General features: G+C 69.7%; 18 protein-coding genes. 12 read left to right on the forward strand and 6 right to left on the reverse strand.

From position 1 onward, the window contains the following. Window positions 1–129 precede the first annotated feature (129 nt). From EYW40_RS13265 to EYW40_RS13285, 5 genes are all read left to right on the forward strand, one after another. The gene (locus EYW40_RS13265; RefSeq protein WP_161973213.1) at window positions 130–1,221 is read left to right on the forward strand and encodes a P-loop NTPase; all 1,092 of its coding nucleotides are present in this window, start codon (window positions 130–132) and stop codon (window positions 1,219–1,221) included. 130 nt (window positions 1,222–1,351) lie between these two features. Further along, a complete protein-coding gene (locus EYW40_RS13270) occupies window positions 1,352–1,876 on the forward strand; it encodes a DoxX family protein (protein WP_135822136.1) in 525 nt (174 codons plus the stop codon). A gap of 14 nt (window positions 1,877–1,890) precedes the next feature. Then, the gene (locus EYW40_RS13275) at window positions 1,891–2,187 is read left to right on the forward strand and encodes a hypothetical protein (RefSeq protein ID WP_135822137.1); all 297 of its coding nucleotides are present in this window, start codon (window positions 1,891–1,893) and stop codon (window positions 2,185–2,187) included. A 164-nt stretch (window positions 2,188–2,351) separates the two neighbouring features. After that, the gene (locus EYW40_RS13280; protein ID WP_135822138.1) at window positions 2,352–2,978 is read left to right on the forward strand and encodes a helix-turn-helix domain-containing protein; all 627 of its coding nucleotides are present in this window, start codon (window positions 2,352–2,354) and stop codon (window positions 2,976–2,978) included. Between the two features lie 56 nt (window positions 2,979–3,034). Further along, complete coding sequence (locus EYW40_RS13285) at window positions 3,035–3,922, forward strand: universal stress protein (protein ID WP_135822139.1); 888 nt, start codon at window positions 3,035–3,037, stop codon at window positions 3,920–3,922. A 34-nt stretch (window positions 3,923–3,956) separates the two neighbouring features. Here the strand turns inward: EYW40_RS13285 and EYW40_RS13290 are convergent, their stop codons facing one another. After that, on the reverse strand, window positions 3,957–4,328 hold the full coding sequence (locus EYW40_RS13290) for a hypothetical protein (RefSeq protein WP_135822140.1): 372 nt from the start codon (window positions 4,326–4,328) through the stop codon (window positions 3,957–3,959). A gap of 147 nt (window positions 4,329–4,475) precedes the next feature. Here EYW40_RS13290 and EYW40_RS13295 point away from each other — a divergent pair, with 147 nt between their 5' ends. After that, window positions 4,476–6,941, forward strand: coding sequence for a DUF5059 domain-containing protein (locus EYW40_RS13295; RefSeq protein WP_135822141.1), 2,466 nt, complete (start codon window positions 4,476–4,478; stop codon window positions 6,939–6,941). Between the two features lie 113 nt (window positions 6,942–7,054). Then, window positions 7,055–8,275 (forward strand): iron-containing alcohol dehydrogenase family protein, encoded by a 1,221-nt coding sequence (locus EYW40_RS13300; RefSeq protein WP_135822142.1) that lies wholly within the window; start codon window positions 7,055–7,057, stop codon window positions 8,273–8,275. A gap of 33 nt (window positions 8,276–8,308) precedes the next feature. Here EYW40_RS13300 and arcD read toward each other — a convergent pair whose 3' ends face one another. Continuing rightward, on the reverse strand, window positions 8,309–9,757 hold the full coding sequence (gene arcD / locus EYW40_RS13305) for an arginine/ornithine antiporter ArcD (protein WP_135822143.1): 1,449 nt from the start codon (window positions 9,755–9,757) through the stop codon (window positions 8,309–8,311). Between the two features lie 160 nt (window positions 9,758–9,917). Between arcD and EYW40_RS13310 the strand changes: the two genes are divergently transcribed. Beyond that, window positions 9,918–10,688 (forward strand): creatininase family protein, encoded by a 771-nt coding sequence (locus tag EYW40_RS13310; protein ID WP_135822144.1) that lies wholly within the window; start codon window positions 9,918–9,920, stop codon window positions 10,686–10,688. A gap of 324 nt (window positions 10,689–11,012) precedes the next feature. Here EYW40_RS13310 and EYW40_RS13315 read toward each other — a convergent pair whose 3' ends face one another. Next, window positions 11,013–12,965 (reverse strand): archaea-specific SMC-related protein, encoded by a 1,953-nt coding sequence (locus tag EYW40_RS13315; protein WP_135822145.1) that lies wholly within the window; start codon window positions 12,963–12,965, stop codon window positions 11,013–11,015. Between the two features lie 298 nt (window positions 12,966–13,263). Here EYW40_RS13315 and EYW40_RS13320 point away from each other — a divergent pair, with 298 nt between their 5' ends. Continuing rightward, window positions 13,264–14,028 carry an IclR family transcriptional regulator gene (locus EYW40_RS13320; protein ID WP_135822146.1) on the forward strand — a complete coding sequence of 255 codons (765 nt, stop codon included), beginning with the start codon at window positions 13,264–13,266 and terminating at the stop codon, window positions 14,026–14,028. A gap of 95 nt (window positions 14,029–14,123) precedes the next feature. On the opposite strand, the gene EYW40_RS13325 is transcribed toward EYW40_RS13320, so the two are convergent. After that, the gene (locus EYW40_RS13325) at window positions 14,124–14,987 is read right to left on the reverse strand and encodes a fumarylacetoacetate hydrolase family protein (protein WP_135822147.1); all 864 of its coding nucleotides are present in this window, start codon (window positions 14,985–14,987) and stop codon (window positions 14,124–14,126) included. Window positions 14,988–15,100: 113 nt separating this feature from the next. Here EYW40_RS13325 and xacF point away from each other — a divergent pair, with 113 nt between their 5' ends. Beyond that, on the forward strand, window positions 15,101–16,540 hold the full coding sequence (xacF, locus tag EYW40_RS13330; RefSeq protein WP_135822148.1) for a 2,5-dioxovalerate dehydrogenase: 1,440 nt from the start codon (window positions 15,101–15,103) through the stop codon (window positions 16,538–16,540). 64 nt (window positions 16,541–16,604) lie between these two features. Here xacF and EYW40_RS13335 read toward each other — a convergent pair whose 3' ends face one another. Both EYW40_RS13335 and EYW40_RS13340 read right to left on the reverse strand, forming a co-directional pair. Then, window positions 16,605–17,582: a substrate-binding domain-containing protein gene (locus tag EYW40_RS13335; protein WP_135822149.1), complete on the reverse strand. Its 978-nt coding sequence runs from the start codon at window positions 17,580–17,582 to the stop codon at window positions 16,605–16,607. Between the two features lie 72 nt (window positions 17,583–17,654). Continuing rightward, the gene (locus EYW40_RS13340) at window positions 17,655–18,638 is read right to left on the reverse strand and encodes an ABC transporter permease (protein ID WP_161973214.1); all 984 of its coding nucleotides are present in this window, start codon (window positions 18,636–18,638) and stop codon (window positions 17,655–17,657) included. Between the two features lie 99 nt (window positions 18,639–18,737). On the opposite strand from EYW40_RS13340, the gene EYW40_RS13345 reads away from it, so the two are divergent. After that, a complete protein-coding gene (locus EYW40_RS13345) occupies window positions 18,738–19,517 on the forward strand; it encodes an ATP-binding cassette domain-containing protein (RefSeq protein ID WP_135822151.1) in 780 nt (259 codons plus the stop codon). 69 nt (window positions 19,518–19,586) lie between these two features. Further along, window positions 19,587–20,669: a D-xylose 1-dehydrogenase Gfo6 gene (gene gfo6 / locus EYW40_RS13350; protein WP_135822152.1), complete on the forward strand. Its 1,083-nt coding sequence runs from the start codon at window positions 19,587–19,589 to the stop codon at window positions 20,667–20,669. Window positions 20,670–20,741 lie beyond the last annotated feature (72 nt).

A 20,741-nucleotide genomic window follows, 5' to 3' on the forward strand; every position in this document is an offset into this window, starting at 1 on the left:
GACCGGGGATCCCCACAATAAAAGGCTGTATTTCCCAGCCACACCATGGAGGCCGTGGCGGAACGATACTCCATACGGAGGACCACCGACCGCACCGGCGCGCTCGACGCCGGACCCACCCCAAGGACCATGACGATACCCGAATCCACCGTCTACGAACGGCTCGACCGGATCGAGGACCCGTCGCTCGACGGATCGATCGTCGACCTCGGGCTCGTGACGGACGTCCGCACCGACCCCACGACTGTCCACGTCCGGACCGCGTTCCGGGCGCCGTACGCCCCGGAGGAGCGGCTGCTGGAGGACCGCATCCGCACCGCGCTCGCCGACCTCGACGCGGAGGTCCGGCTCTACGCCGACGACGCGGGACGGGGCCCGAGCGACCAGCACGCGGCGGCCGTCGGCAACCTCGTCGCAGTGACGGCCGACCGGCGTGGCGTCGGGACGGCCACCGCGACCGGCAACCTCGCGGTGGCGCTGGCCGACCGGGGCGCCCGCGTCGGCATCCTCGACGCCGACGTGGTCGGCCCGAGCGCGGCGCGTGCGGTCGGGGTCCCGGACGCCCCGGTCCACGACGCCGCCGGGACGCTCGTGCCGGCCGAGACGGACGGCGTGAAGGCGCTGAGCGTCGACCGCCTCCACGACGGCGAGCACCCGGTCGGTCGGCGGCCGGCGAGCGGGCGGCTCCTGACGACCCTCGTCCGCGACGTGGAGTGGCGGCCCCTCGACTACCTGTTCGTGTGCCTCCCGCCGGGCGACGTGCCGGCGTCGCTGGCCGCCACGGTCGGCGTCTCGGGCGGCGTCGTGGTGACGGACGGGGCGGACGGCGGCGACGCGGCGCGGGCCGCCTCGGCGTTCGCGGAGCGGGGCGTGCCGACGCTCGGCGTCGTGGAGACGGTCCGGGCCTTCCAGGGGGCCGAGGACGGCCCGGAGGGGCCGGACGACGAGCCGACGGTCGCGACCGACCTGCCGGTTCTGGGGACGGTCCCCGTCGACAGCGGGCTCCGGCCGTCCGAGGGCCCCGCCGCGGCGGGTGACGACGCGGCCGAGACGCGGGCGGCGTTCGCCGCGCTGGCCGACGCGGTCACGGACGCGGTCGGCCGGCGGCAGCGCCGGGAAGTTTTCATGCGGGGCGGGCCGAGCCCGGGGCCCTCCCCGAGTGAGTTCGCCCGGGCGGTCGAGGACGCCGGCCGTCGCTCCGGGCCGACCGGCGTCCGGTGACCGGGCGGTCCGGCGTCCTCGGCGTTCCGTCGGCGGTCGCCCGCCGCCGCGGGTACTTAAAACCCTGTAAACTGGTGGGACGGTGATTCGGGGGTTCGGGCCGTACCTCTAGGTGTGAGGTGAGACAACCATGTCATATCAAGCGGCCAACCCGCTGTCCGAGGAGTTCGAGTTCGAGCTATCGGGGCCGCTCGCGGGATACTGGCTGGCGTTCCTGCGGGTGGTCACCGGGTGGTGGTTCTTCCATTCGGGCGTGACGAAGCTGATAGAGGACGGCCTGGCCTACAGCTACGGCCCGGCGTACCTGCAGGGGATGGAGGGGACGGCGCTCGGTCCCATCCCCGTCTGGATGGGGAACAACCTCGCCTGGTTCATCGAGCCGATGGTGCCGCTCGGCGAGACGCTCATCGGACTCGGGCTGATGGCCGGGGTGCTCGTCCGGCTGGCCTCCATGTTCGGGGTCTTCTTCATGACCCTGTTCTGGGTCGGCAACGCCGAGTTCGGCCACGGGCTGGTCAACAGCGACCTCATGGGCCTGCTGCTGTTCGTGACGATGGCGGTGCTGGCGGCCGGGCGGTACTACGGCCTGGACGCGATCATCGAGCGGCTGAGCCTCGTCGAACGCCATCCGAAACTCAAGTACCTGCTCGGCTAAGGAGGGACACAACAATGAAATCACAGTTCGACACCGTCGACAGGGCGGCGATGGCACTGAGCGGCGGCCTCATGCTGCTCGGCATCGTCGTCCTCGGTATCGTGGAGATACTCGCCGGCGAGCCCTACGGGGCCGCGCCGGTCACCAACGACGCGGGCGAAGTCGTGGCGTCGCCGGCCGTGGACCCGACGCTGCGGACCGGGCTCGTCATCGCCGGCCTCGTGGTCATGCTGCTGTGGGGCGTCTACCGGGTCGCGACGCCGGAGGCCGGCGCCGACGACTCCCGCAGCGTCGAGATGGCGACCGACTGACCGACTGACCGCGCCCGACAGCGGGCGAGTCGCCGCCGAAGCGGCACGGCGGCACGCGACTGATTCCTGATTTTCCGCGCCGTTACCGCCTGTTCGCGCCGATTCCCACGAACGGAGAACAGCAACCGCGTATATTGGATGGGGAGGTTCAACTACTCGATGTGATGATCCAGCACGCCACTGACGCGAGCGAAACCGCGCGGGGGGTCGGGCCGCTGGACGTACAGTTGGCGGTCGACGTCGAGTCCACGTCGGGGTGTCCGCTCCGCGGGCGCGACACCGACGGGGTCAGGCAGTCGATGAACCGGTCGGCCGCCGAGGAGCCCGAGACGTGTCAGGTCGTCGTCGAGGACGGCGGTGGAACGGACTACGAACGCACCGACATCGGCGACACCTGTCCCTGTTCCGTGATGGAGGGCCACGACTGCGTCGCCGAGATCGAGGCGGTGCGGGACGGTCGCCTGCTGTACTCGGTCGTCGTCCCCGACCGCGAGGAACTCCGGGCGGTCGTCGCCGACCTCCGGGAGGACGGCGCGTCGGTCTCGCTGGAGCGGATCCGGACCGACCCGGCCGCCGGGGGACCGAGGGCCGACGGCGTGGCGCTGACCGCGAAACAGCGCGAGGTGCTCTCGCTGGCCATCGAGGCCGGCTACTACGAGCAGCCGCGGGAGGCGTCGCTCTCCGACCTCGCCGACGAACTCGACGTGACGCCCTCCGCGGTGTCCCAGCGGCTGAACGCGGTCGAGCGCAAACTGGTCTGTGAGCGTGCCCGGGACTTCGACCTCCAGTGAGCCGGACGACCCCGATTTAAGGGCAGACGGCGCGAACCGCCATGCACGGTCGACCAATGTACGACACCATTCTCCTCCCGACGGACGGCAGCGACCACGCGGTGCGCGCGGCCGAGCACGGCCTCGCCCTCGCGCGGTGGTTCGACGCGACGGTACACGTCGTAAACGTCATCGACCTGGCACGGGCCGGCGGCCTCTTCAACGCCGGCGGCGTGGGCGAGGAGTTCGTCTCGGAACTCGAAGCGGAGGCGAAGGAGCGGATCGGGACCGTCGAGGCCGTCACCGAGGGGGTCGACGCGGTCGAGACGGCGGTGGTCAGGGGGGCGCCGGCCGAGGCGATCCTCGACTACGCCGACGAGCACGGCGTCGACCTGGTCGCGATGGGCACGCACGGCCGGACGGGCGTGGAGCGGTACGTCGCCGGCAGCGTGACCGAGCGCGTCGTGCGGCTCTCGGACGTGCCCGTGCTGACCGCTCAGGCGCTCGACGGCGGCGGGTTCGAGGGGTACGACGACGTCCTCGTGCCGACCGACGGCAGCCCCCACGCGGAGCGCGCGGCCGAACACGGGATCGCGATAGCGCAGGCGGCGGATGCCCGCGTCCACGCCCTGAACGTCGTCGACTTCGGCAAGGTCGCGGCGACGTCGAACCTCGAAGCCCCCGCCGAACTCCTCGACAGGCTCCGAGATGAAGGGGAGGAGGAAGCCGAGGCGGTCGCACAGCGGGCGCGCGATGCCGGCGTCGACGCCGTCACCGCCGTCGTCGAGGGGACCCCCTCGCGGGACGTGCTGGAGTACGCCGAGGACCGCGGGGTCGACCTGATCGCGATGGGGACGGCCGGGCGAACCGGGCTGAACCGGATCCTGCTCGGCAGCACGGCCGAGCGAACCGTGCGGCGGGCGGCGGTGCCGGTGCTGACCGTCAGCGACCGGTCGGCGGACTGACCGCGCACCCGCTCCGATACGCTCGGCCGGCCCGCTACGGCGTCGCCGCCTCGCGCCGCCGGATCCGCGTCGCGACGGCGGCCCCCGCGAGCCAGCACACCAGAAGCGCCGCGTACAGGACGAAATGCACCGGACTATCGGGCGTCACGAGCGTCTCGATCAGCGCCATGCCGACCACGTACGCGATGCCGCCGCCGAGGGCGAGGCTAGCGGGCGCCGCCCCGGTGCTGGCCGCGACCGCGCCCCCGACTGCGCCCGCGAGCAAGGCGACTGCGGCGAGCGTGGCCGGTTCGCCGACCGCGTCCGCCACCTCGGTCCAGTACACGTGCCCCGGCGGCCACAGGACGTAGCCGGCGGCGAGGGCGACGAGCACGGCGGTGACCACCTCGTTGCCCGTCCGTTCCATGCGGCACCCATCGACCGCCGGACAGTTGTCAGTACCGCCGCGACGTCCCCATGCGGGGGAGGCCGACCCGGGCAGTGAACATCTTCGGTGTTTTAGGTCCGCCGAAAATCCGAAACGCATTTAGTGGTTTAGGCGAGCCTAAATCACATGGAGCGCACGAGACGAACCTGGCTGAAGGGTAGCGGAGCCGTCCTGGCGGGCCTCGCGCTGGCCGGCTGTTCCAGTTCCGACGACGGCTCGGAGTCGACGACGACTGACGGGACGGGGACGTCCGAGTCCGACGACGACGGAACCGAAAGCGAGGGCGTTACCGCCGTCGACGCGGCCGTCGGTGCCGAGTGGAACGCGATGCGGGCGCGGGTGTGGGACGCGCTCGCCCTGGGCCGTGGCGGATACGCCGGGGCGGGCGCAACGGTCGCAGAGGACGTGTTCGCGCGCTTCGAGAACGCCGCCGGCGAGAACAACGCCCACGAGGCGCTCGAAGCCGAAAGCGAGGACGCGTACCACGAGTTCGAGGAGGCGCTCGGCGAACTGCGGACGGAGGGCCTCGAAGCGGGCGACGTCGGGCGCGCAAGCGAGGAAGCCGCCATCGCGACCACGCAACTGGCCGAGGCACAGGGCAGCCGCCTTGACGAGGGGACGGCGCGGGCGTTCGACCTCCAGACGTTCGGCGCGGCGCTCGAGGACGCCGCGGTGCTGGCCGCGACCGGCGCGTTCGACGCCGCCGCGACGGTCGCCGAGGGCGCGGTCGGCCGGTTCGAGGACTCGGCGGCCCACGACGCGCTCGAAAGCGCCGACGGGGACGCCTACGAGCGGTTCGAGAGCGCCGCGTCGGACGCCGTCGCGGCGGCCGGGGACGGCGACGCCGGGGCCGTGCGGTCGAGCGCGGCCGACGCGCGGGCGGCGGCCGTCGACGGGTCGTACGCGCTCGCCTCGTCCGAGGCCGCCGCGGGGGCGGGCCACGTCGCCAGCTTCCAGGCCCGCGGGTGGAACGCCGCGGCGCTAGCCGGGATCGGCGGGCCGTCGACGGCGTTCGCGCACGCGTCGGTGCTGTCGGGCTACCGCGCCCGGGTCCACGACGCCGCCTGGCTGTTCGACCGAGGCCAGCCCGACGCCGCGGCCCGCGTCGTCGAGAACGTGTTCGCGCACTTCGAGGGGGCACGCGCCCACGAGGCGCTCGAATCGGCCGACGAGGAGGCGTATCACGCCTTCGAGGACGAGGGGCTCGACGCCTTCCTCACGGCCGTCGAGAACGGCGACGCCGAGGGGGTCGCGTCCGCCGTGGAGACGGTCGACGGGGCGCTTGTGTCGGGGATCGAGGCGCTCGGGTCCGGCGTCGAGCCGGCGCTGCTCGAGGCGGGCTTTTTCCGGGCCCGGATCGCCGACGCGGTCCAGCGCTACCACCTCGGCGAGGGCGGCGTCGCCGCGGACGTCGCGAGCGGGCTGTTAGAGGCGTTCGAGGCCAACGAGGCGGACTTCCACGAGACCCTCGAAAGTACGGACGAGTCGCTGTACCACGCGTTCGAGGACGAGCACCTGACGGCGCTGATCGACGCGTTCGAACAGGGTGAAGACGCGGCGGTCGAGGAACACGCCGCGGGCGTCGACGAGGCGTTGCTCTCGTTCGAGACGATGGCGGGATCGCAAGCGCAGGTCAGCGGCGTCGAGAGCACCTACGTGGCCGCCCGGGCGTTCGACGCGGACGTGCTGGCGGTCCTCGGCGCGGACGAACGCGCCGAGTCGGCCGTCAGCGGGGCGTTCAGTCACTTCGAGGGCGGCGCGGGCGGCTTCCACGAGGCCCTCGAAGCCGCCGACCGCGACCGCTACGAGTCGTTCGAGGGCGCGCTCTCGTCCGTCGGCGGGGCGACCGCGGCCGACGGCGAGTCGGTCGCGGAGGCGGCCCGAGCGTTCCACAAGGAGGCCGTCGGCGCGACGTACGCCGTGGTGGCCGCGGCCGGCGGTTCGTACGCCGACGCCGCCGCGACGGTCGCACAGGACGCGTTCGCCGACTTCGAGTCCGCGCGGGTCCACGAACTCCTGGAGTCGGCCGACGGGGACGCGTACGAGGGGTTCGAGGCGGCGCTGGAGGAGTATGTCGCCGCGCTGGAGTCCGGGTCGGGCGTCGACGCGGCAGCCGCCGCGTTCGCGGACGCCGCCCTCCGTGCGCAGTTCGCCGTGGCCGGCGCGCCCGACGCCGCGCCGGTGGACGGCTCCGGCGAGGGCGGTGGCGGGACCGAGACGGACCTCAGCGGCGGGCCGAACGTCGTCGAGGGCGTCCCCGACGACGCCGACCACGTCGTCGACATGACCGCCGTCGCCTTCGAGCCGACCGAACTGACGGTCGCGGCGGGCGACACCGTCGCCTGGACCCACGCGGGCGGTGAACCCCACTCGGTGACGGCGGTCGAGGACGACATCCCGGACGACGCAACGTACTGGGCCTCGGGCGGGTTCGAGGGCGAGTCGGCCGCCCGCGACGGCTGGGAGAGCGGCGAGGGCGCGGTGCAGTCCGGCCAGTCGTACGTCCACACGTTCGAGACGACGGGGGAACACGCGTACGTCTGTATCCCGCACGAGGCGGCAGGGATGACCGGAACGGTCGTCGTCGAGTGACTGCGTACGCGACTGACCCAGTAGGAGAGGTCAACCACGCCGGCCGGCGCGCCCGGAGCCGCGGGAGAGGGAGAACCCCGGACGTTACGTAGGCCCCGGCCGAGTGGGAACACATGACGTCGAGACGCCCGAACGGGACCGAGCGCTTCGCGTACGACCCGCCCGCGATACGCTTCGGCCGGGGGAGCGTCGCGGAACTGGCCGACGAACTGGCGGCGCAGGGCGTCGAGCGCGCGCTCGTCGTCTGCGGCGAGACGGTCGGGGACACGCCCGCGGTGATGGACCCGGTGCTGGACGGCCTGGGCGACCGCCTCGGGAGCGTCTTCGCGGAGACGACGCCCGAGAAGCGCCTGCGGACGGCCGTCGACGGCGCGGCGGCGATGCGCGCGGCCGACGCGGACGCCGTGGTGAGCCTCGGCGGCGGGAGCAGCCTCGACACCGCGAAGGCCGTCGCCGTCCTCGCGGCCTCGGACCGCTCGCCCGAGGACGCCGGCCGGGAGTTCGCTGAGCGGGGGACGCTCACGGTGCCCGACGGCGTCCCGCCGGTCGTCGCCGTCCCGACGACGCTCGCGGGCGCGGACCTCTCGCAGGTCGCCGGCCTCACCGCCGCGCCCGCCGGCGGGCTGGTCGACGAGCCGGTCGGTGGCGGCCTCGACGACCCCCAGCTCATGCCCGCCGCGGCGTTCTACGACCCGGAGCTGTTCGCGACGACGCCGTGGTCGGTGCTGTCGGGGTCCGCGATGAACGGCTTCGACAAGGGGATCGAGACGCTGTACGCGCGCAGCGCCGCGGCCGTGACCGACGCGACGGCCGCACGCGGGCTCTCGCTGCTCGCCGACGGGCTGCCGGCGCTCGGTCGGGACCGCGACGACGCCGACGCGCTCGACCGCGTCGTCGAGGGGACGATGCTGGTCCAGTACGGCATCTCGCGGCCCGACGGAACGACGCTGTCGCTGATCCACGCGTTCGGGCACGGGTTGACGGCCCACTCGTCCGTCCAGCAGGGCGCGGCCCACGCCATCGTCGCGCCCCACGCGCTGCGCTACCTGTTCGAGCGCGTCGACGGCCGCCGGCGGCTGCTCGCCGAGGCGCTAGGGGTGGCCCACGAGGATCTGTCCGACCACGCGGTCGCCGAAGCCGTCGTCGACGAGGTGCGGACGGTCCGTGACGCGCTGGACCTGCCGACCCGGCTTCGGTCGGTCGACGACCTCCCGCGGGAGGCGTTCCCGGCGGTCGCGGACGACGTGGTGACGGACGGCTTCGTCGGAAACGCGCCGCCGGGGCTGGACCTGACGCGGGCGGACGTCGAGGCGGTGCTCGACGACGCCTGGTGAAAGCGGTTCCGCGCCGCCGTCGGCCCGGGCGGATCAGTCGTCAGCCGGCGTCGGGTCGCCCTCGCCTGCCGCCCCCTCCTGGAGGACGAAGCCGCGGCCGGCTGCCGCCGAGACGAAAAGCACCAGCGGCGAGAGGAACGCGAAGAAGTAGTACGGCGCGTACTCCAGCGTGGCGACGCCGAAGACGCCGGCCATGTACACCCCGCCCGCGTGCCACGGGATGAGCGCGCCGGTCGGCGTCCCGACGGACTCGATGGCCTTCGAGAGCGACGCGGAGTCGAGGCCGTACTCGTCGTACAGTTCCCGGAGCGTCATCCCGGGGACGACGATGCTCATGTACTGCTGGGCCGAGAAGAGGTTCACCGCGAACGCCGAGACGCCCGTCCCGGCGACAAGCGACCCGCGGCCGCGGACGGCGCCGGCGAGGCGCGCGGCGAGCGTGGCGATGACGCCCGTCGATTCGAGCAGCCCGCCCAGCGCGAGCGCCGCCACGACGACCGAGATGGTCCACGCCGACCCCTCCAGCCCGCCGCTCGCGAGCAGGTCGTCGACGAGTTTCAGCCCCGTCGTCGGCTCGGTGCCGCTCAGGAACACCTGCCAGGCAGCCGTGAACGACCGGCCCTGGACCGCCACGGTCGTCGCGACGCCGGCGAACACGCCCGCGACCAGCGTCGGGAGCGCTGGGTAGCCCGCAAGCGCCAGCCCGAACGTGACGACCAGCGGGAGAAAGACGAGCGCCGAGAGGCCGTACGTGCCCGACAGCGCCGCCCGGATCGACTCGACCTGGCCGGCGGGGATCGCGCCGCCGGCCTGCAGGCCGAGCGCCGCGTACAGCGCGATCGAGAGGCCGAGCGCGACCGCCGTCCCGTTCCGCATCGCGCGGATGTGGTCGTAGAGGTCGGTGTCGGTCACCGCCGCGGCGAGGTTCGTCGTGTCCGAGAGCGGCGACTGCTTGTCGCCGGCGTACGCCCCCGAGAGGATCGCCCCGGCGGTCATCGGCTCGGGGATGCCGAGCCCCGAGCCGATGCCGATGAAGGCCACGCCGAGCGTGCCGGCTGTCGTCCACGACGACCCGATGGAGAAGGCGACGACCGCCGCCAGCAGGGCGGTGACGGGGAGGAACACCTCGGGCGTCAGCGTCCCCAGCCCGTAGTACATCAGCCCGGGGATGGTGCCGGCGCTGATCCACGTCGCGATCAGCGCGTAGATGACGAAGAGGATGAGGATGGCCTCCAGCCCCATCAGCAGGCTCTTCGCGATCCCGTCGTAGAGGTCGTCCCACGTATAGCCCATCCAGTAGCGCCCGACCAGCCCGGTCAGGGCGACGCTCCACAGCAGCGGCCCGTGCGGTGCGAGCTTCAACACGCCCGATCCGATCCCCAGGAAGACCATGACGCCGAGCACCGGCACGATCGCCTGCCGGAGCGGCGGTCGCCGGTCCGCGTCGAAGGCGAACCGCGCCTCGTCGTTCGGTGAGTCCATGGCCCCGGATAATAACCTGAGAGAATTAAACGGCTCGGTTTAATTCGTGTGGTGTATTGCCACACCACGGTAGCCGGGGGCTCGTGACCCGGGATCACCCGCCGCCCCGGTCGCGCCCGACCGCACCCTTCAAGCGGCGGGCGTCCCTGGTGCCGGTAGGATGTACCTCGCCGACGAGGCCTGGCCGGACCTGGAATCGTACTTCGAGTCGGAGTCGCTCGCGCTGGTGCCGCTGGGGTCGACCGAACAGCACGGCCCGCACCTGCCGGAGGGGACCGACCACCTGATCGCCGAGGCGTACGCCCGCGAGGCGGCCGAGCGCACCGGCTACCTCTGTACCCCGACCATCAACGTCGGCGTCAGCCCCCATCACCGCCAGTTCCACGGCACGATGTGGGCCGACGCGCCGGCGTTCCGGGCCTACGTCGAGTCCGTCGCGCGGAACCTCACGTACCACGGGATAGACCGGATCGTGTTCGTCAACGCCCACGGCGGCAACGTCGACCACCTCCGCGAGGTCGGCCGCCGCCTCCGCGACGACGGGACCGCCTACGCCGTCGAGTGGATGTGGGACGAGAGCATCCCGGACCTCGTCGACGAGGCGTTCGACCAGAACGGCCCCCACGGCGGGCCGAAGGAGACGGCGATGATCCAGCACCTCCACCCGGAACTCGTCCACGACGACCGCCTCGCCGACGCGCGGGACGGCGGTATCGCAAGCGTCGAGGACGCCGAGACGGTCAAACACGGCGCGCGGACGTTCTACGACGCCATCGACAACACCAACAACGGCGTCCTCGGCGACCAGACCGACGCCACCGCCGAGAAGGGCGAACAACTGTTCGAGGCCGCCTCGGAACAGCTCGTCGCGCTGGCCGACTGGCTCGCCGACCAGCGGTTCGAGGACCTGCTCCCGCGCGACCACGTCTGACCTCGGGGTTGCGTCGTCGCAGTAGATAATCGTTCTGAGAGCTCTAACCTCCCATAATTGATCTGTCTACTACCATCAGTTCTTACGGGGAACCCGCGTTAACCACCATATTTCACCGGATGAGAGGTTTCAGTCGTTTGTAGTCGGTTTCAGTCGATCGCCAAGTCAATTTGATGAGCATCAAAGATCGCTGTCTGATACTTGGAAATGCGTTGTTTTTAGCCCGTTGAAACGCGCCAAACCAAGAATCTAACTTCGAAACCGCGATCTGAGTACCTCATCGCGAAGTCGGAAAATATCAAAGTCCGATCTATTCTCCGAATTTTATGCTTCCTGTGCGCCGACCTCGGCCACGCGGTGGTGGTCCACGTCCAGCGCCTCGGCGTCCTCGGGCAGGAGCGCGACCACGAAGTAGTCGACGTACGAGGAGAAGTAGTCGACGAGCGCGGCGATCCGGTCCGAGTCGATCGGCTCCAGCGCGTCCATGATCATGAACGGCACCGACTGGTGCATGTCGTGGACGAGGTAGCCCGCGAGGGCGAACACCAGCCCCGTCACCTCGCGCTCGCTCTCGCTGAGGTGGTCGACCGTGTCCTCGTAGGCGACGCCGCTCTCGCTGCTGCGGACGACGTGGAGTTCGAACGCGTTCCGGGACGTCTTCCGGCGACCCTGCCGCACCTCGCGCTCGACGATTTCGATCCAGATGCGCTCGATGTTCTCGTAGTCGAGTATCGACAGCACCTGTTCGATGTGCTCGTTGAACTCCTCGACGGCCTCGGACTCGATCCGGTCGATCCGCGTCCGGAGGTCGACCAGTTCCTCCTGGAGTTCCTCCCGGCGCTCCGCTATCTCGCCCTCCCGTTCGAGTTCGCTTTCGATCTCGACTATCTCCGCCTCGACCTCGTCGCGTTCGTTCTCGAGTTTGCCGAGTTCGTACTCCAGTTCGTTCGCCCGCCGGTGGTGGTCGAGCACCTCCTCGTACGTGTCGGTTTCGAGCTCCTCGACCTCGGCCTCCAGCGCCTCAACCTCGTCCCGGAGCTCCTCCTTGCGGTCGGAGAGCATCTCGAGGGTGTCCTCGGCCGAATCGATCTCGGCCTCGGTGCGCGCGAGGCGGTTGCGGATCTGCTTGCGGTTCTCCCGCCGGCGTTCGTACTCGCGTTTGCGCTCCGTGTACTCGTCCAGTTCCGACTCGACCTCGTCTTTGGCGTCCATCTTCTCCATCCGCAGCGACCGGAGGTCCTCGAGGGTCTCCTCGATCCGGTCGACCGCGACCTCGGAGCCGCAGGTCCAGCAGACGGTGCGTTGCTCGTCCCCGACCAGCTGGTCGGTGAGCGCGCCGGGGGCACCTCCGTCGGTCTCCGTCTCGATGGCCGGATGTGAGCCCTGCCGGGCGTCCTCGGCCATCTTCTCGTTGAAGCGGATCGTGTTCTGGAGCTCGCTGACCTCCGTGTTCAGCGACTGCCGGTCGCGTCGGAGCTCGTCGATGCGGTCCTCGATGGCCTCCAGCTCCGCGTCGGGCACCGCTTCGAGGGAGTCCTCGCGGTCGGCGAGTTCGCTGCGCTCCTCCCGGAGCGACTCCAGGCTCTCGCGTTTCGTCTCGATGTCGAACCGGACCTCCTCGAGCTCCGACCGCACGTCGCTCAGCTCCGACAGCTTCTCCTCGAGCTCGTTTTGCTCCTCGCGGCGGTCCTCGACGGAGGCGTCGACCTCCTCTAAGTCCGCCTTCGCTGTTTCGAGCTCCGAGCGCGTCTCCTCGATGTCCTCCTCGAGGGACTGCTTTCGGCGTTCGAGTTCCGGCAGGCGCTGTTTGAGCTGGTCGAGTTCGTCGAGTTCGTCGTCGAGCCGCGCGCGCTCGTCCTGCACACGATCGATCTCCGCCTGGATCGCCTCGGTGTCGACGGGCCGCATGATCAGTTCGCGCAGGTCCGCGCCGGTCTCGACGGCGCGTCGCGGCTCGTTTGACTTCAGCAGGAACGCGAACAGGTCCGCGAGCGCCGGGTCGTCGAGGTAGCTGTCGCCGTCGGCCACGACGTCGGAGCCGGCCCGGCTGAACGTCCGTTCGTACGTCTCGCCGTCGATGGCGAGTTCCACGGAGCCGGCTTCCGCGTCGCCTTTCAGCGAGACGCTGTCGCTCCCGAGGCCGCCCATGATCGCCTGCAGGAACGAGGTCTTGTTCGAAGCGTTCGGGCCCGCAAGCACCGTCACGCCCGGCGGAATCTCGGCCTCCACGGACTCGATCCCGCCGATGTTCTCGATGTCTATTCGAGCAGGTTCCATACGAGGGCATTGGGATGTTTGGCATTAATACATTTTGGTTCGGGCGACGCACGGGCGATATCTACGGTGGTTTACAGACATATACCTGTAATTCGACGGCTCGCAGTTCCGTTCAGTAGAGACGAACACAGGCGTCGGCACTGGGGGCCGATCCACGGCCGAACCGGGGACGGTTCTGACCGTTCGACGGCGAATCTCGATTCTTCCGGTATCGGTCAGTCCCGATCGCAACCAACCCCAAGGCGTTCAGTAAAGGCGAACGGATAGATACTTGTGACAAACGGCACAGGGTGAGCGTATGGGCTCCGAAGCCGCAAACCCGGTGCGCTCCGTTGAGACGGCGTTCACGGTGCTGGAGACGCTACGCCGCCTCGACGGAGCGGGCGTCACCGCCGTCGCGGAGGAACTGGACATGCCGAAAAGCAGCGTCTACAACCACCTCGAAACGCTCGAACAGGAGGAGTACGTGGTCAAGGAGGGGTCCGAGTACTACGTCGGCCTGCGGTTCCTCGACCTGGGGCGGTACGCCCGCCAGCGCGACGACCTCTACGGGACGGCCCGGCCGGAACTCGGCGCGCTCGCCGACGAGACGGACGAACTCGTCAACCTGCTCGTCGAGGAGCACGGGCAGGGCGTCTACCTCTGTCGGGTGCGGGGCGACCGGGCGGTCAACGTCGCGGCGAGCGCCGGGAACCGCGTCTACCTGCACAGCACCGCCCTCGGGAAGGCCGTGCTGGCGTACATGCCCGAGCGCCGCGTCGACGAGATCATCGCGAACCACGGGATGCCGGCCGAAACCGAGCGGACGACGACCGACCCCGAGGAACTGAAGGCCCAGCTCGCGGAGGTCCGGGAACTGGGCGTCGCGTTCGACCGGGAGGAGCGGATCGACGGCCTCTGCTGTGTCGCGGTGCCTGTCCTCGACGACAAAGACCGACCGATCGCCGCGATCAGCGTCTCCGGCCCCAGGAGCCGCATGAAGGGCGAGCGACTGGTGTCGGAGATCCCGGAACTGCTGGAGAGCGCCGCCAACGTCGTCGAACTGAACCTCACCTACTCCTGACCGCTCCGGAGCGCAGGGGGCGATTTCGTTCGGCAAGAATGAACGCCGGGTCCGGTTCGCGGACCGTTCCTGACGTCGAAAGCGACGTGACCGCGTCAGACCTCGACGACCGGGTTCGAGAGGTCGCCGACACCCTCGATGGTGATGTCCACCTCGTCGTCGGGGCGGAGGGTGAACCCCTCCTCGGGGACGAGCGACGTGCCGGTGAGCAGGACGCCGAGCTCCGGCACGGCGTTGTGGGCGTTCCAGTAGTCGACCAGTTCCTCGCAGGACCGGGCCATCTCGCCGGTCGACGTCTCGTCCTCGTACATCGTCTCGCCGTCGCGGACGATGGACATCGACATCGTCAGGTCGTGGGGGTCGCCCACGGACTCCGCGGAGGCAACGCAGGGGCCGAGCGAGCAACAGCGGTCGTACACCTTCGCCTGCGGGAGGTACAGCGGGTTCTCCCCCTCGATGGAGCGGCTGCTCACGTCGTTGCCGACCGTGTAGCCGACCGTCTCGCCGTCGTAGAGGACGATCCCCAGTTCCGGTTCGGGGACGTTCCACGAGGAGTCGCTGCGGACGCCGATGGCCTCCCCGGGGCCGACCGTCCGGCTCGGGGTCGCCTTGAAGAATATCTCCGGGCGCTCGGCGCCATACACGTCTAGGTACATCTCGGGCATGCCGCTCTCGGCCTCGCGGGCCTCCTCGCTGATCTCGTAGGTGACGCCCGCGGCCCACACCTCCTCGGGCACGACCGGGAGGGCGGCGTCGTCGGGCGCGAACTCGACCGTCGGCGCGTCGGCGGCCAGGTCGGCGGCCAGCGCGTCGACGCCCGCGTCCGCGACGTTCGCGGCCGCTGCGAGGTCGGCGAAGCCGTCCAGGCGCGGTTTCACGGCCGTCAGGTCGTAGGCGTCGTCACCGTCGACGGCGATCAGTCGCTGGTCGTCACCGGGGGCGAGGCGATAGTATCGCATGGGCGAACCGAACACCTTGTCCGCAATAAAACTCCCGTCGCCGGCGACGCGGCCGGGGGTCGGGACGGCCGCGAGGGTAAAGCGTTATGGGCGAACGCGCACAACGTCCGTGTATGCCAACGGAGTACGCGAACTACGTGGACGGCGAGTGGACCGACGCGGAGAGCGGCGAGACGTTCGAGACGTACGACCCGGCGAACCCGGACGAGGTCGTCGCGACGTACCCGCAGTCCGACGCCGAGGACACCGACGCGGCCGTCGCGGCCGCCGTCGCCGCCAGCGAGGAGTGGGGGTCGACGCCCGGTCCCGAGCGCGGCCGGATCCTCTCCCGGACGAGCGCGCTGCTGGCCGACCGCAAGGACGAACTGACGGAACTCCTCGTCCGCGAGGAGGGCAAGACGCGCGCCGAGGCCGGCGGCGAGGTCCAGCGCGCCATCGACATCTTCGACTACTACGGCGCGAAGGCCAGCGACCTGGGCGGCACGGTGAAAAGCTCCAGCGCCCGGAACACCAACCTCTACACGAAAAACGAGCCGCTGGGCGTCGCGGGCCTGATCACGCCGTGGAACTACCCCATCGCCATCCCGGCCTGGAAGATCGCCCCCGCGCTGGCGGCCGGCAACGCGGCGGTCATCAAGCCCGCGACGCTCGCGCCCGGCGTGGTCCACGAGATGGCCACGGCGCTCGACGAGGCGGGGCTGCCCGACGGCGTCCTCAACGTCGTCACCGGCCCCGGGAGCGAGGTCGGCGACGCCATCGCCAGCCACTCTGACGTCGACGCGGTCTCCTTCACCGGCAGCACGGCGGTCGGCAACGGCGTGTACGACACCGCGACCGACGACGGCAAGCGCGTCCAGCTGGAGATGGGCGGCAAGAACCCGACGATCGTCTCCGACAGCGCGGACGTCGAGGAGGCCGCCGACATCGTCGCGTCGGGCGCCTTCGGCGTCACCGGGCAGGCCTGTACCGCCTGCTCCCGCGCCATCGTCTACGAGGACGTGTACGACGAGTTCGTCGAGGCGGTCGTCGAGCGCGCCGAGGCCATCGAGCCCGGCCACGGCCTCGATGAGTCGGACATGGGGCCCCACGTCAGCGAGTCCGAACTTGAGAGCACGCTCGACTACGTCGAGGTCGGCCAGGACGAGGGCGCGACCCTCGAAACCGGCGGCGCGGCGCTCGACCGCGAGGGCTACTTCGTGGAGCCGGCCGTGTTCTCCGACGTGGAGCCGGACTACAGGATCGCACAGGAGGAAGTGTTCGGCCCCCTGCTGTCGGTCATCCCGGTGAGCGGCTACGAGGAGGCAATCGACGTGTCGAACGGCGTCGACTACGGCCTCTCGGCCAGCATCGTCACGGACGACCACACCGAGGCCAACCGCTTCCTCGACGAGGCTGAGGCCGGCGTCGTGAAGGTCAACGAGAAGACGACCGGGCTGGAACTGCACGTCCCCTTCGGCGGGATGAAGGCGTCCTCCAGCGAGACGTACCGCGAGCAGGGCGACGCGGGGCTCGACTTCTACACCATCAGCAAGACGGTGTACGACAACTACTGAAGTAGCGTCCGCTGCCGGCCGTTTTTCGCGGTTTTCGGGAACGATACGGGTAGCGGAGGGACGGTTAGAAGTAGTCGTCGAGGTACTGGCCCGCGTTCTCGGACGTGACCTCGAGCCCCTCTATCTGGTAGTAGTCGTCCAGGTCCTCGCCGTCGGCGGCCTGCAGCCCGTAGTCGACGCTCTTCCGGACCATCTCCTCGGGCAACTGCGCGAGGGTGCCGTAGTGGTCGACGTCCTGTATCTCCTGGACCCAGGCCTCGCTCCCGTCGATCCCCGTGATCGCGATGTCGCCGACGTCCGCGCTCTGGACCGCCTGATGTGCGCCGAGCGCCATCAGGTCGTTGTGCGCGTACACGCCGTCGATGTCGTCGCCGTGGCTGGTGATGAAGTCCTCCATCACGCTCACGGCCTCCTCCGTCGAGAAGTCCGCGCCCTGGCTGTCGAGAAGGTTCAGGTCGTCCGCGGAGTCGACGGCGTTGGACCCGCCTTCGGCCCGGTCGTTAGTGGTGCTGGCCCCCTGGGTACCCTGGAGTTCGACGACGTTGTACTGGTCCTTGTCCGCCAGGTCCGTCATGAACCCGCGACAGAGCTCCATCGAACGCCGGCCGAGCGCCACGTTGTCGGAGGCGACGTAGGTCGCGATGTCGCCCTCGGAGATGTTCCGGTCGATGGTGACGATCGGGATGTCGGCGTCGTTGGCCTGCTGGACGACCGGACTGATCCCCTCCGCGGTGATCGGCGCGACCATGATGAAGTCGACCCCCTGCGAGATCGGCGTTTCGAGGTCGGACACCTGCTGTTCCTGCGAGTTCCCGGCGTCGTAGAACGAGCCGCCGAGGTCGTCGCGCTCGTCGGTGACGGCCTCGAAGGCGTTCTGCATCCGGGCGAAGAACGTGAACTCGAGGGTCGGCACGGAGAGCGCCGTCTGATTCTCGGCGTCGCTGTCGCCGCCGCTGCCGAGGTTGAGACAGCCCGCAACGCCGACGACGCCCGCCGTCGTGGCTCCTTTCAACACAGCCCGCCTGCTGGTGTGGGATGGCATGCGAACAGTAGTTTACGTGGATCTTTTATAATTATGTCGGAAGACCATCCGGGTCCGTCAGAGGGACGGCGGTCAGTCGTCTCCGAGGACGTTTGCGAGGACCGCGACCATCAGCACGACGCCCTGGGCGACGAGTTGCCCCGCGGGGTCGACGCCCATCAGGTTGAGCCCGTTCGACAGCGAGCCGAGGATGAGCACGCCGATGAGCGTCCCGATCATGTTCCCCTTGCCGCCGAACAGGTCGGTGCCGCCGAGGATGACCGCGGCGATCGGCGGCAACAGGAGGTTCGACCCCATGTTCGGCGTCGCGCTCCCGATGCGGCCCATCATCACGATCCCGGCGATGACGGTGAACGTGGCCGACAGCACCAGCACGCCCATCCGGACCATCTTCACGTTGATCCCCATCAGTTCGGCGGCGTCCGCGTCGCCGCCGACCGCGTAGAGGTAGAGTCCGAACCGCGTGTACGAGAGGACGAACTGCGACAGCGCGAGCAGGACGAAGAAGGCGATCACGATGTTCGGGAAGCCGAAGGTGCTACCGCTCCCGAGCCACAGCAGCGCGTCGGGGAGGCCGATGATCGGGCGGTTCGATGAGACAATCTGTCCGAACCCGTCGGCCAGGAACAACATCGCCAGCGTCGTCATGAACGACGGAACGCCGAACCGGCTCGTCACGAAGCCGGAGAGGCCGCCGAGGACGATCGCCGCGGCGAAGGCGGCGAGTATCGCGACCGGGATCGGGACCGCACTTGAGAGCAGCCCGCCGGTTGCGAGCGAGGCGATGAGCAGCCCGGTGAACTCCATCATCTCCGCGATGCTCAGGTCGATCTCCGCACAGAGGATGACGAACGTGCTCCCGATGGCGAGGATGCCGATGATGGACACCTGCCGGAGGAGGTTCAACTGGTTCGGGTACGTGAAGAAGTTCGCCGTGTTGAGCGCGAAAAACAGGTACAGGCCGACGAGGCCGAGTACCGGCCCGTATCGGCCGAGCGTCTGTACCGAGATGTAGTCGGAGATCGAGTTAGGGGTCGACGTAGACTCCGTTGCCATGGTCACCCATGTTAACCAATCGTTCATATATATTCGGGTTACGGCGGCGAAAGTCGGACGACCGTAAGGGTTTACTCGGTCCGTACGAACCGTACGCCCATGTCAACTGACGGCACGGCCGTGGAGATGCGGGACATCCACAAGCAGTTCGGCGAAATAATCGCGCTCGACGGCGTGGACCTCACCCTCCGTGACGGGGAGGTGCTGGGCCTCGTCGGCGACAACGGCGCGGGCAAGTCGACGCTCATCAAGTGCCTCGCGGGTGCCCACGAGCCCACGAGCGGCACGATCCGTATCCGCGGCGAGGAGGTCACCATCGACAGCCCCCGGGCGGCGAAAGACCACGGGATCGAGACGACGTTTCAGGACCTGGCGCTCGCGCCGAACCTCACCGTCGCACAGAACATCTTCCTCGGCCGCGAGAAGATGATCGGCCCGGACCGCGTGTTCGGCCTGCTGAACAAGTCGGCGATGCGCGAACGGGCCGGCGAACTCCTGGAGGACCTGAACATCGACGTCTCCCCCGACCAGACCGTCGGCGGGCTCTCCGGCGGCCAGCGCCAGCTCGTCGCGGTGTCGCGAATGCTGCTCTCCGACCCCGACATCGTCATCATGGACGAGCCGACGAGCGCGCTCTCCGTGGAGGGCGCCGACCGCGTGCTGGAGCTCATCGAGCGTATGCGCGACCGCGGCATCTCCGTGTTGCTCATCTCGCACAACCTGGAGTACCTCCAGCGCGTCGCCGACCGGATCAAGGTGCTCCACCAGGGCCACGACGCGGGCGTGCTCGACGCCGACACCGTCACGCGCGACGAAGTCGTCTCGCGGATGGTCAGCGGCCGGTCCGGCGTCGAGGAGACCGAACAGCAGCCCGCCTGACCCGACGGCCGGCCGTGCCCGTCCCCCGGTAACGCAACGCATATTACGGCCGCCCGAGAGGATCGGCGCATGGAGCTAGAGGCACTCGCCGACGACTTCGACCGACGGGACTGGCAGGAGATCACCGAGACGGACGACCCGGTCCGGTTCGCCATGGTCGGCGTCGGCTGGTGGACCCGCGAGCAGGCGATGCCGGCCGTCGCGAACGCCGACCTCTGCGAGACGACGGTGCTGGTCAGCGGCGACCGCGAGAAGGCCGCCGACGTCGCCGAGGAGTCGCCGACCGTCGAGCACGCGATCACCTACGACGAGTTCCACGACGGCGCGGCGAGCGACGCCTACGACGCCGTCTACGTCGTCACGCCGAACGCGCTCCACCTCCCGTTCGTCGAGACGGCCGCCGAACTCGACAAGGCGATCCTCTGTGAGAAGCCGATGGAGGCGACCATCGAGCGCGCCGAGCGGATGGTCGAGGTCTGCGACGAGCACGACGCGACGCTGATGATCGCCTACCGGATGCACACCGAACCCGCGGTGCGGCGCGCGAAGGACATGATCGACGAGGGGGTCATCGGCGACCCGATATTCGTCAACGGGAACATGACCGAGCCGATCCTCGACCTGGTGCCCGACCCCGACCAGTGGCGGCTCGACGGCGAGCTATCCGGCGGCTGTGCGGTCATGGACATCGGCCTTTACCCGCTGAACACGAGCCGGTTCCTGCTCGGCGAGGACCCCGAGCGCGTCCGCGGGACGGTGGCGTCGGTCCAGGAGGAGTTCGCGGACGTGCCCGACGAGCACGGCGCGTTCCAGCTGGACTTCCCGGGCCACGTGTACGCGGTGTGTACCGCCAGCCAGAACGCCTACATGGCGAGCCACATCTCCGTCATCGGGACCGAGGGCCGCGTCCGGGTCGAACCCGCGTTCTACCCGTGGGACGACCGCGCGCTCACCGTCTCCCGGGGCGGGACGACGTTCGACGTGGACTTCGAGGGGGCCGACCAGATGGAGGAGGAGTTCGAGTACTTCTCCCACTGCCTGCTGGCCGGCGAGGAGCCCTACCCCGACGGCGAGCACGGGCTGGTCGACATCGAGGCGATAAAGGCGGTGTACGAGGCCTCCGAGTCGGGCGAAACCGTCGAACTGGACTGAGCGACGGGACGAACGGCCGGCGCGCCGTCGCGAGCCAGCCGCTCCGCGGCATCAACGTTTTTGGTCCGTCCC

Origin of the sequence: Halostella litorea, from assembly GCF_004785955.1 — an archaeon.
Classification (GTDB): Archaea; Halobacteriota; Halobacteria; order Halobacteriales; family Natronoarchaeaceae; genus Halostella; species Halostella litorea.

Coding starts and splice junctions, on each gene's coding strand:
- EYW40_RS13335 (WP_135822149.1), bottom strand. CDS start 17,582: ATGCCATCCCACACCAGCAGGCGGGCTGTGTTGAAAGGAGCCACGACG.
- EYW40_RS13285 (WP_135822139.1), top strand. CDS start 3,035: ATGTACGACACCATTCTCCTCCCGACGGACGGCAGCGACCACGCGGTG.
- EYW40_RS13300 (WP_135822142.1), top strand. CDS start 7,055: ATGACGTCGAGACGCCCGAACGGGACCGAGCGCTTCGCGTACGACCCG.
- EYW40_RS13270 (WP_135822136.1), top strand. CDS start 1,352: ATGTCATATCAAGCGGCCAACCCGCTGTCCGAGGAGTTCGAGTTCGAG.
- EYW40_RS13345 (WP_135822151.1), top strand. CDS start 18,738: ATGTCAACTGACGGCACGGCCGTGGAGATGCGGGACATCCACAAGCAG.
- EYW40_RS13310 (WP_135822144.1), top strand. CDS start 9,918: ATGTACCTCGCCGACGAGGCCTGGCCGGACCTGGAATCGTACTTCGAG.
- EYW40_RS13280 (WP_135822138.1), top strand. CDS start 2,352: ATGATCCAGCACGCCACTGACGCGAGCGAAACCGCGCGGGGGGTCGGG.
- EYW40_RS13320 (WP_135822146.1), top strand. CDS start 13,264: ATGGGCTCCGAAGCCGCAAACCCGGTGCGCTCCGTTGAGACGGCGTTC.
- EYW40_RS13295 (WP_135822141.1), top strand. CDS start 4,476: ATGGAGCGCACGAGACGAACCTGGCTGAAGGGTAGCGGAGCCGTCCTG.
- xacF (WP_135822148.1), top strand. CDS start 15,101: ATGCCAACGGAGTACGCGAACTACGTGGACGGCGAGTGGACCGACGCG.
- EYW40_RS13325 (WP_135822147.1), bottom strand. CDS start 14,987: ATGCGATACTATCGCCTCGCCCCCGGTGACGACCAGCGACTGATCGCC.
- EYW40_RS13265 (WP_161973213.1), top strand. CDS start 130: ATGACGATACCCGAATCCACCGTCTACGAACGGCTCGACCGGATCGAG.
- arcD (WP_135822143.1), bottom strand. CDS start 9,757: ATGGACTCACCGAACGACGAGGCGCGGTTCGCCTTCGACGCGGACCGG.
- EYW40_RS13290 (WP_135822140.1), bottom strand. CDS start 4,328: ATGGAACGGACGGGCAACGAGGTGGTCACCGCCGTGCTCGTCGCCCTC.
- EYW40_RS13340 (WP_161973214.1), bottom strand. CDS start 18,638: ATGGCAACGGAGTCTACGTCGACCCCTAACTCGATCTCCGACTACATC.
- EYW40_RS13275 (WP_135822137.1), top strand. CDS start 1,891: ATGAAATCACAGTTCGACACCGTCGACAGGGCGGCGATGGCACTGAGC.
- gfo6 (WP_135822152.1), top strand. CDS start 19,587: ATGGAGCTAGAGGCACTCGCCGACGACTTCGACCGACGGGACTGGCAG.
- EYW40_RS13315 (WP_135822145.1), bottom strand. CDS start 12,965: ATGGAACCTGCTCGAATAGACATCGAGAACATCGGCGGGATCGAGTCC.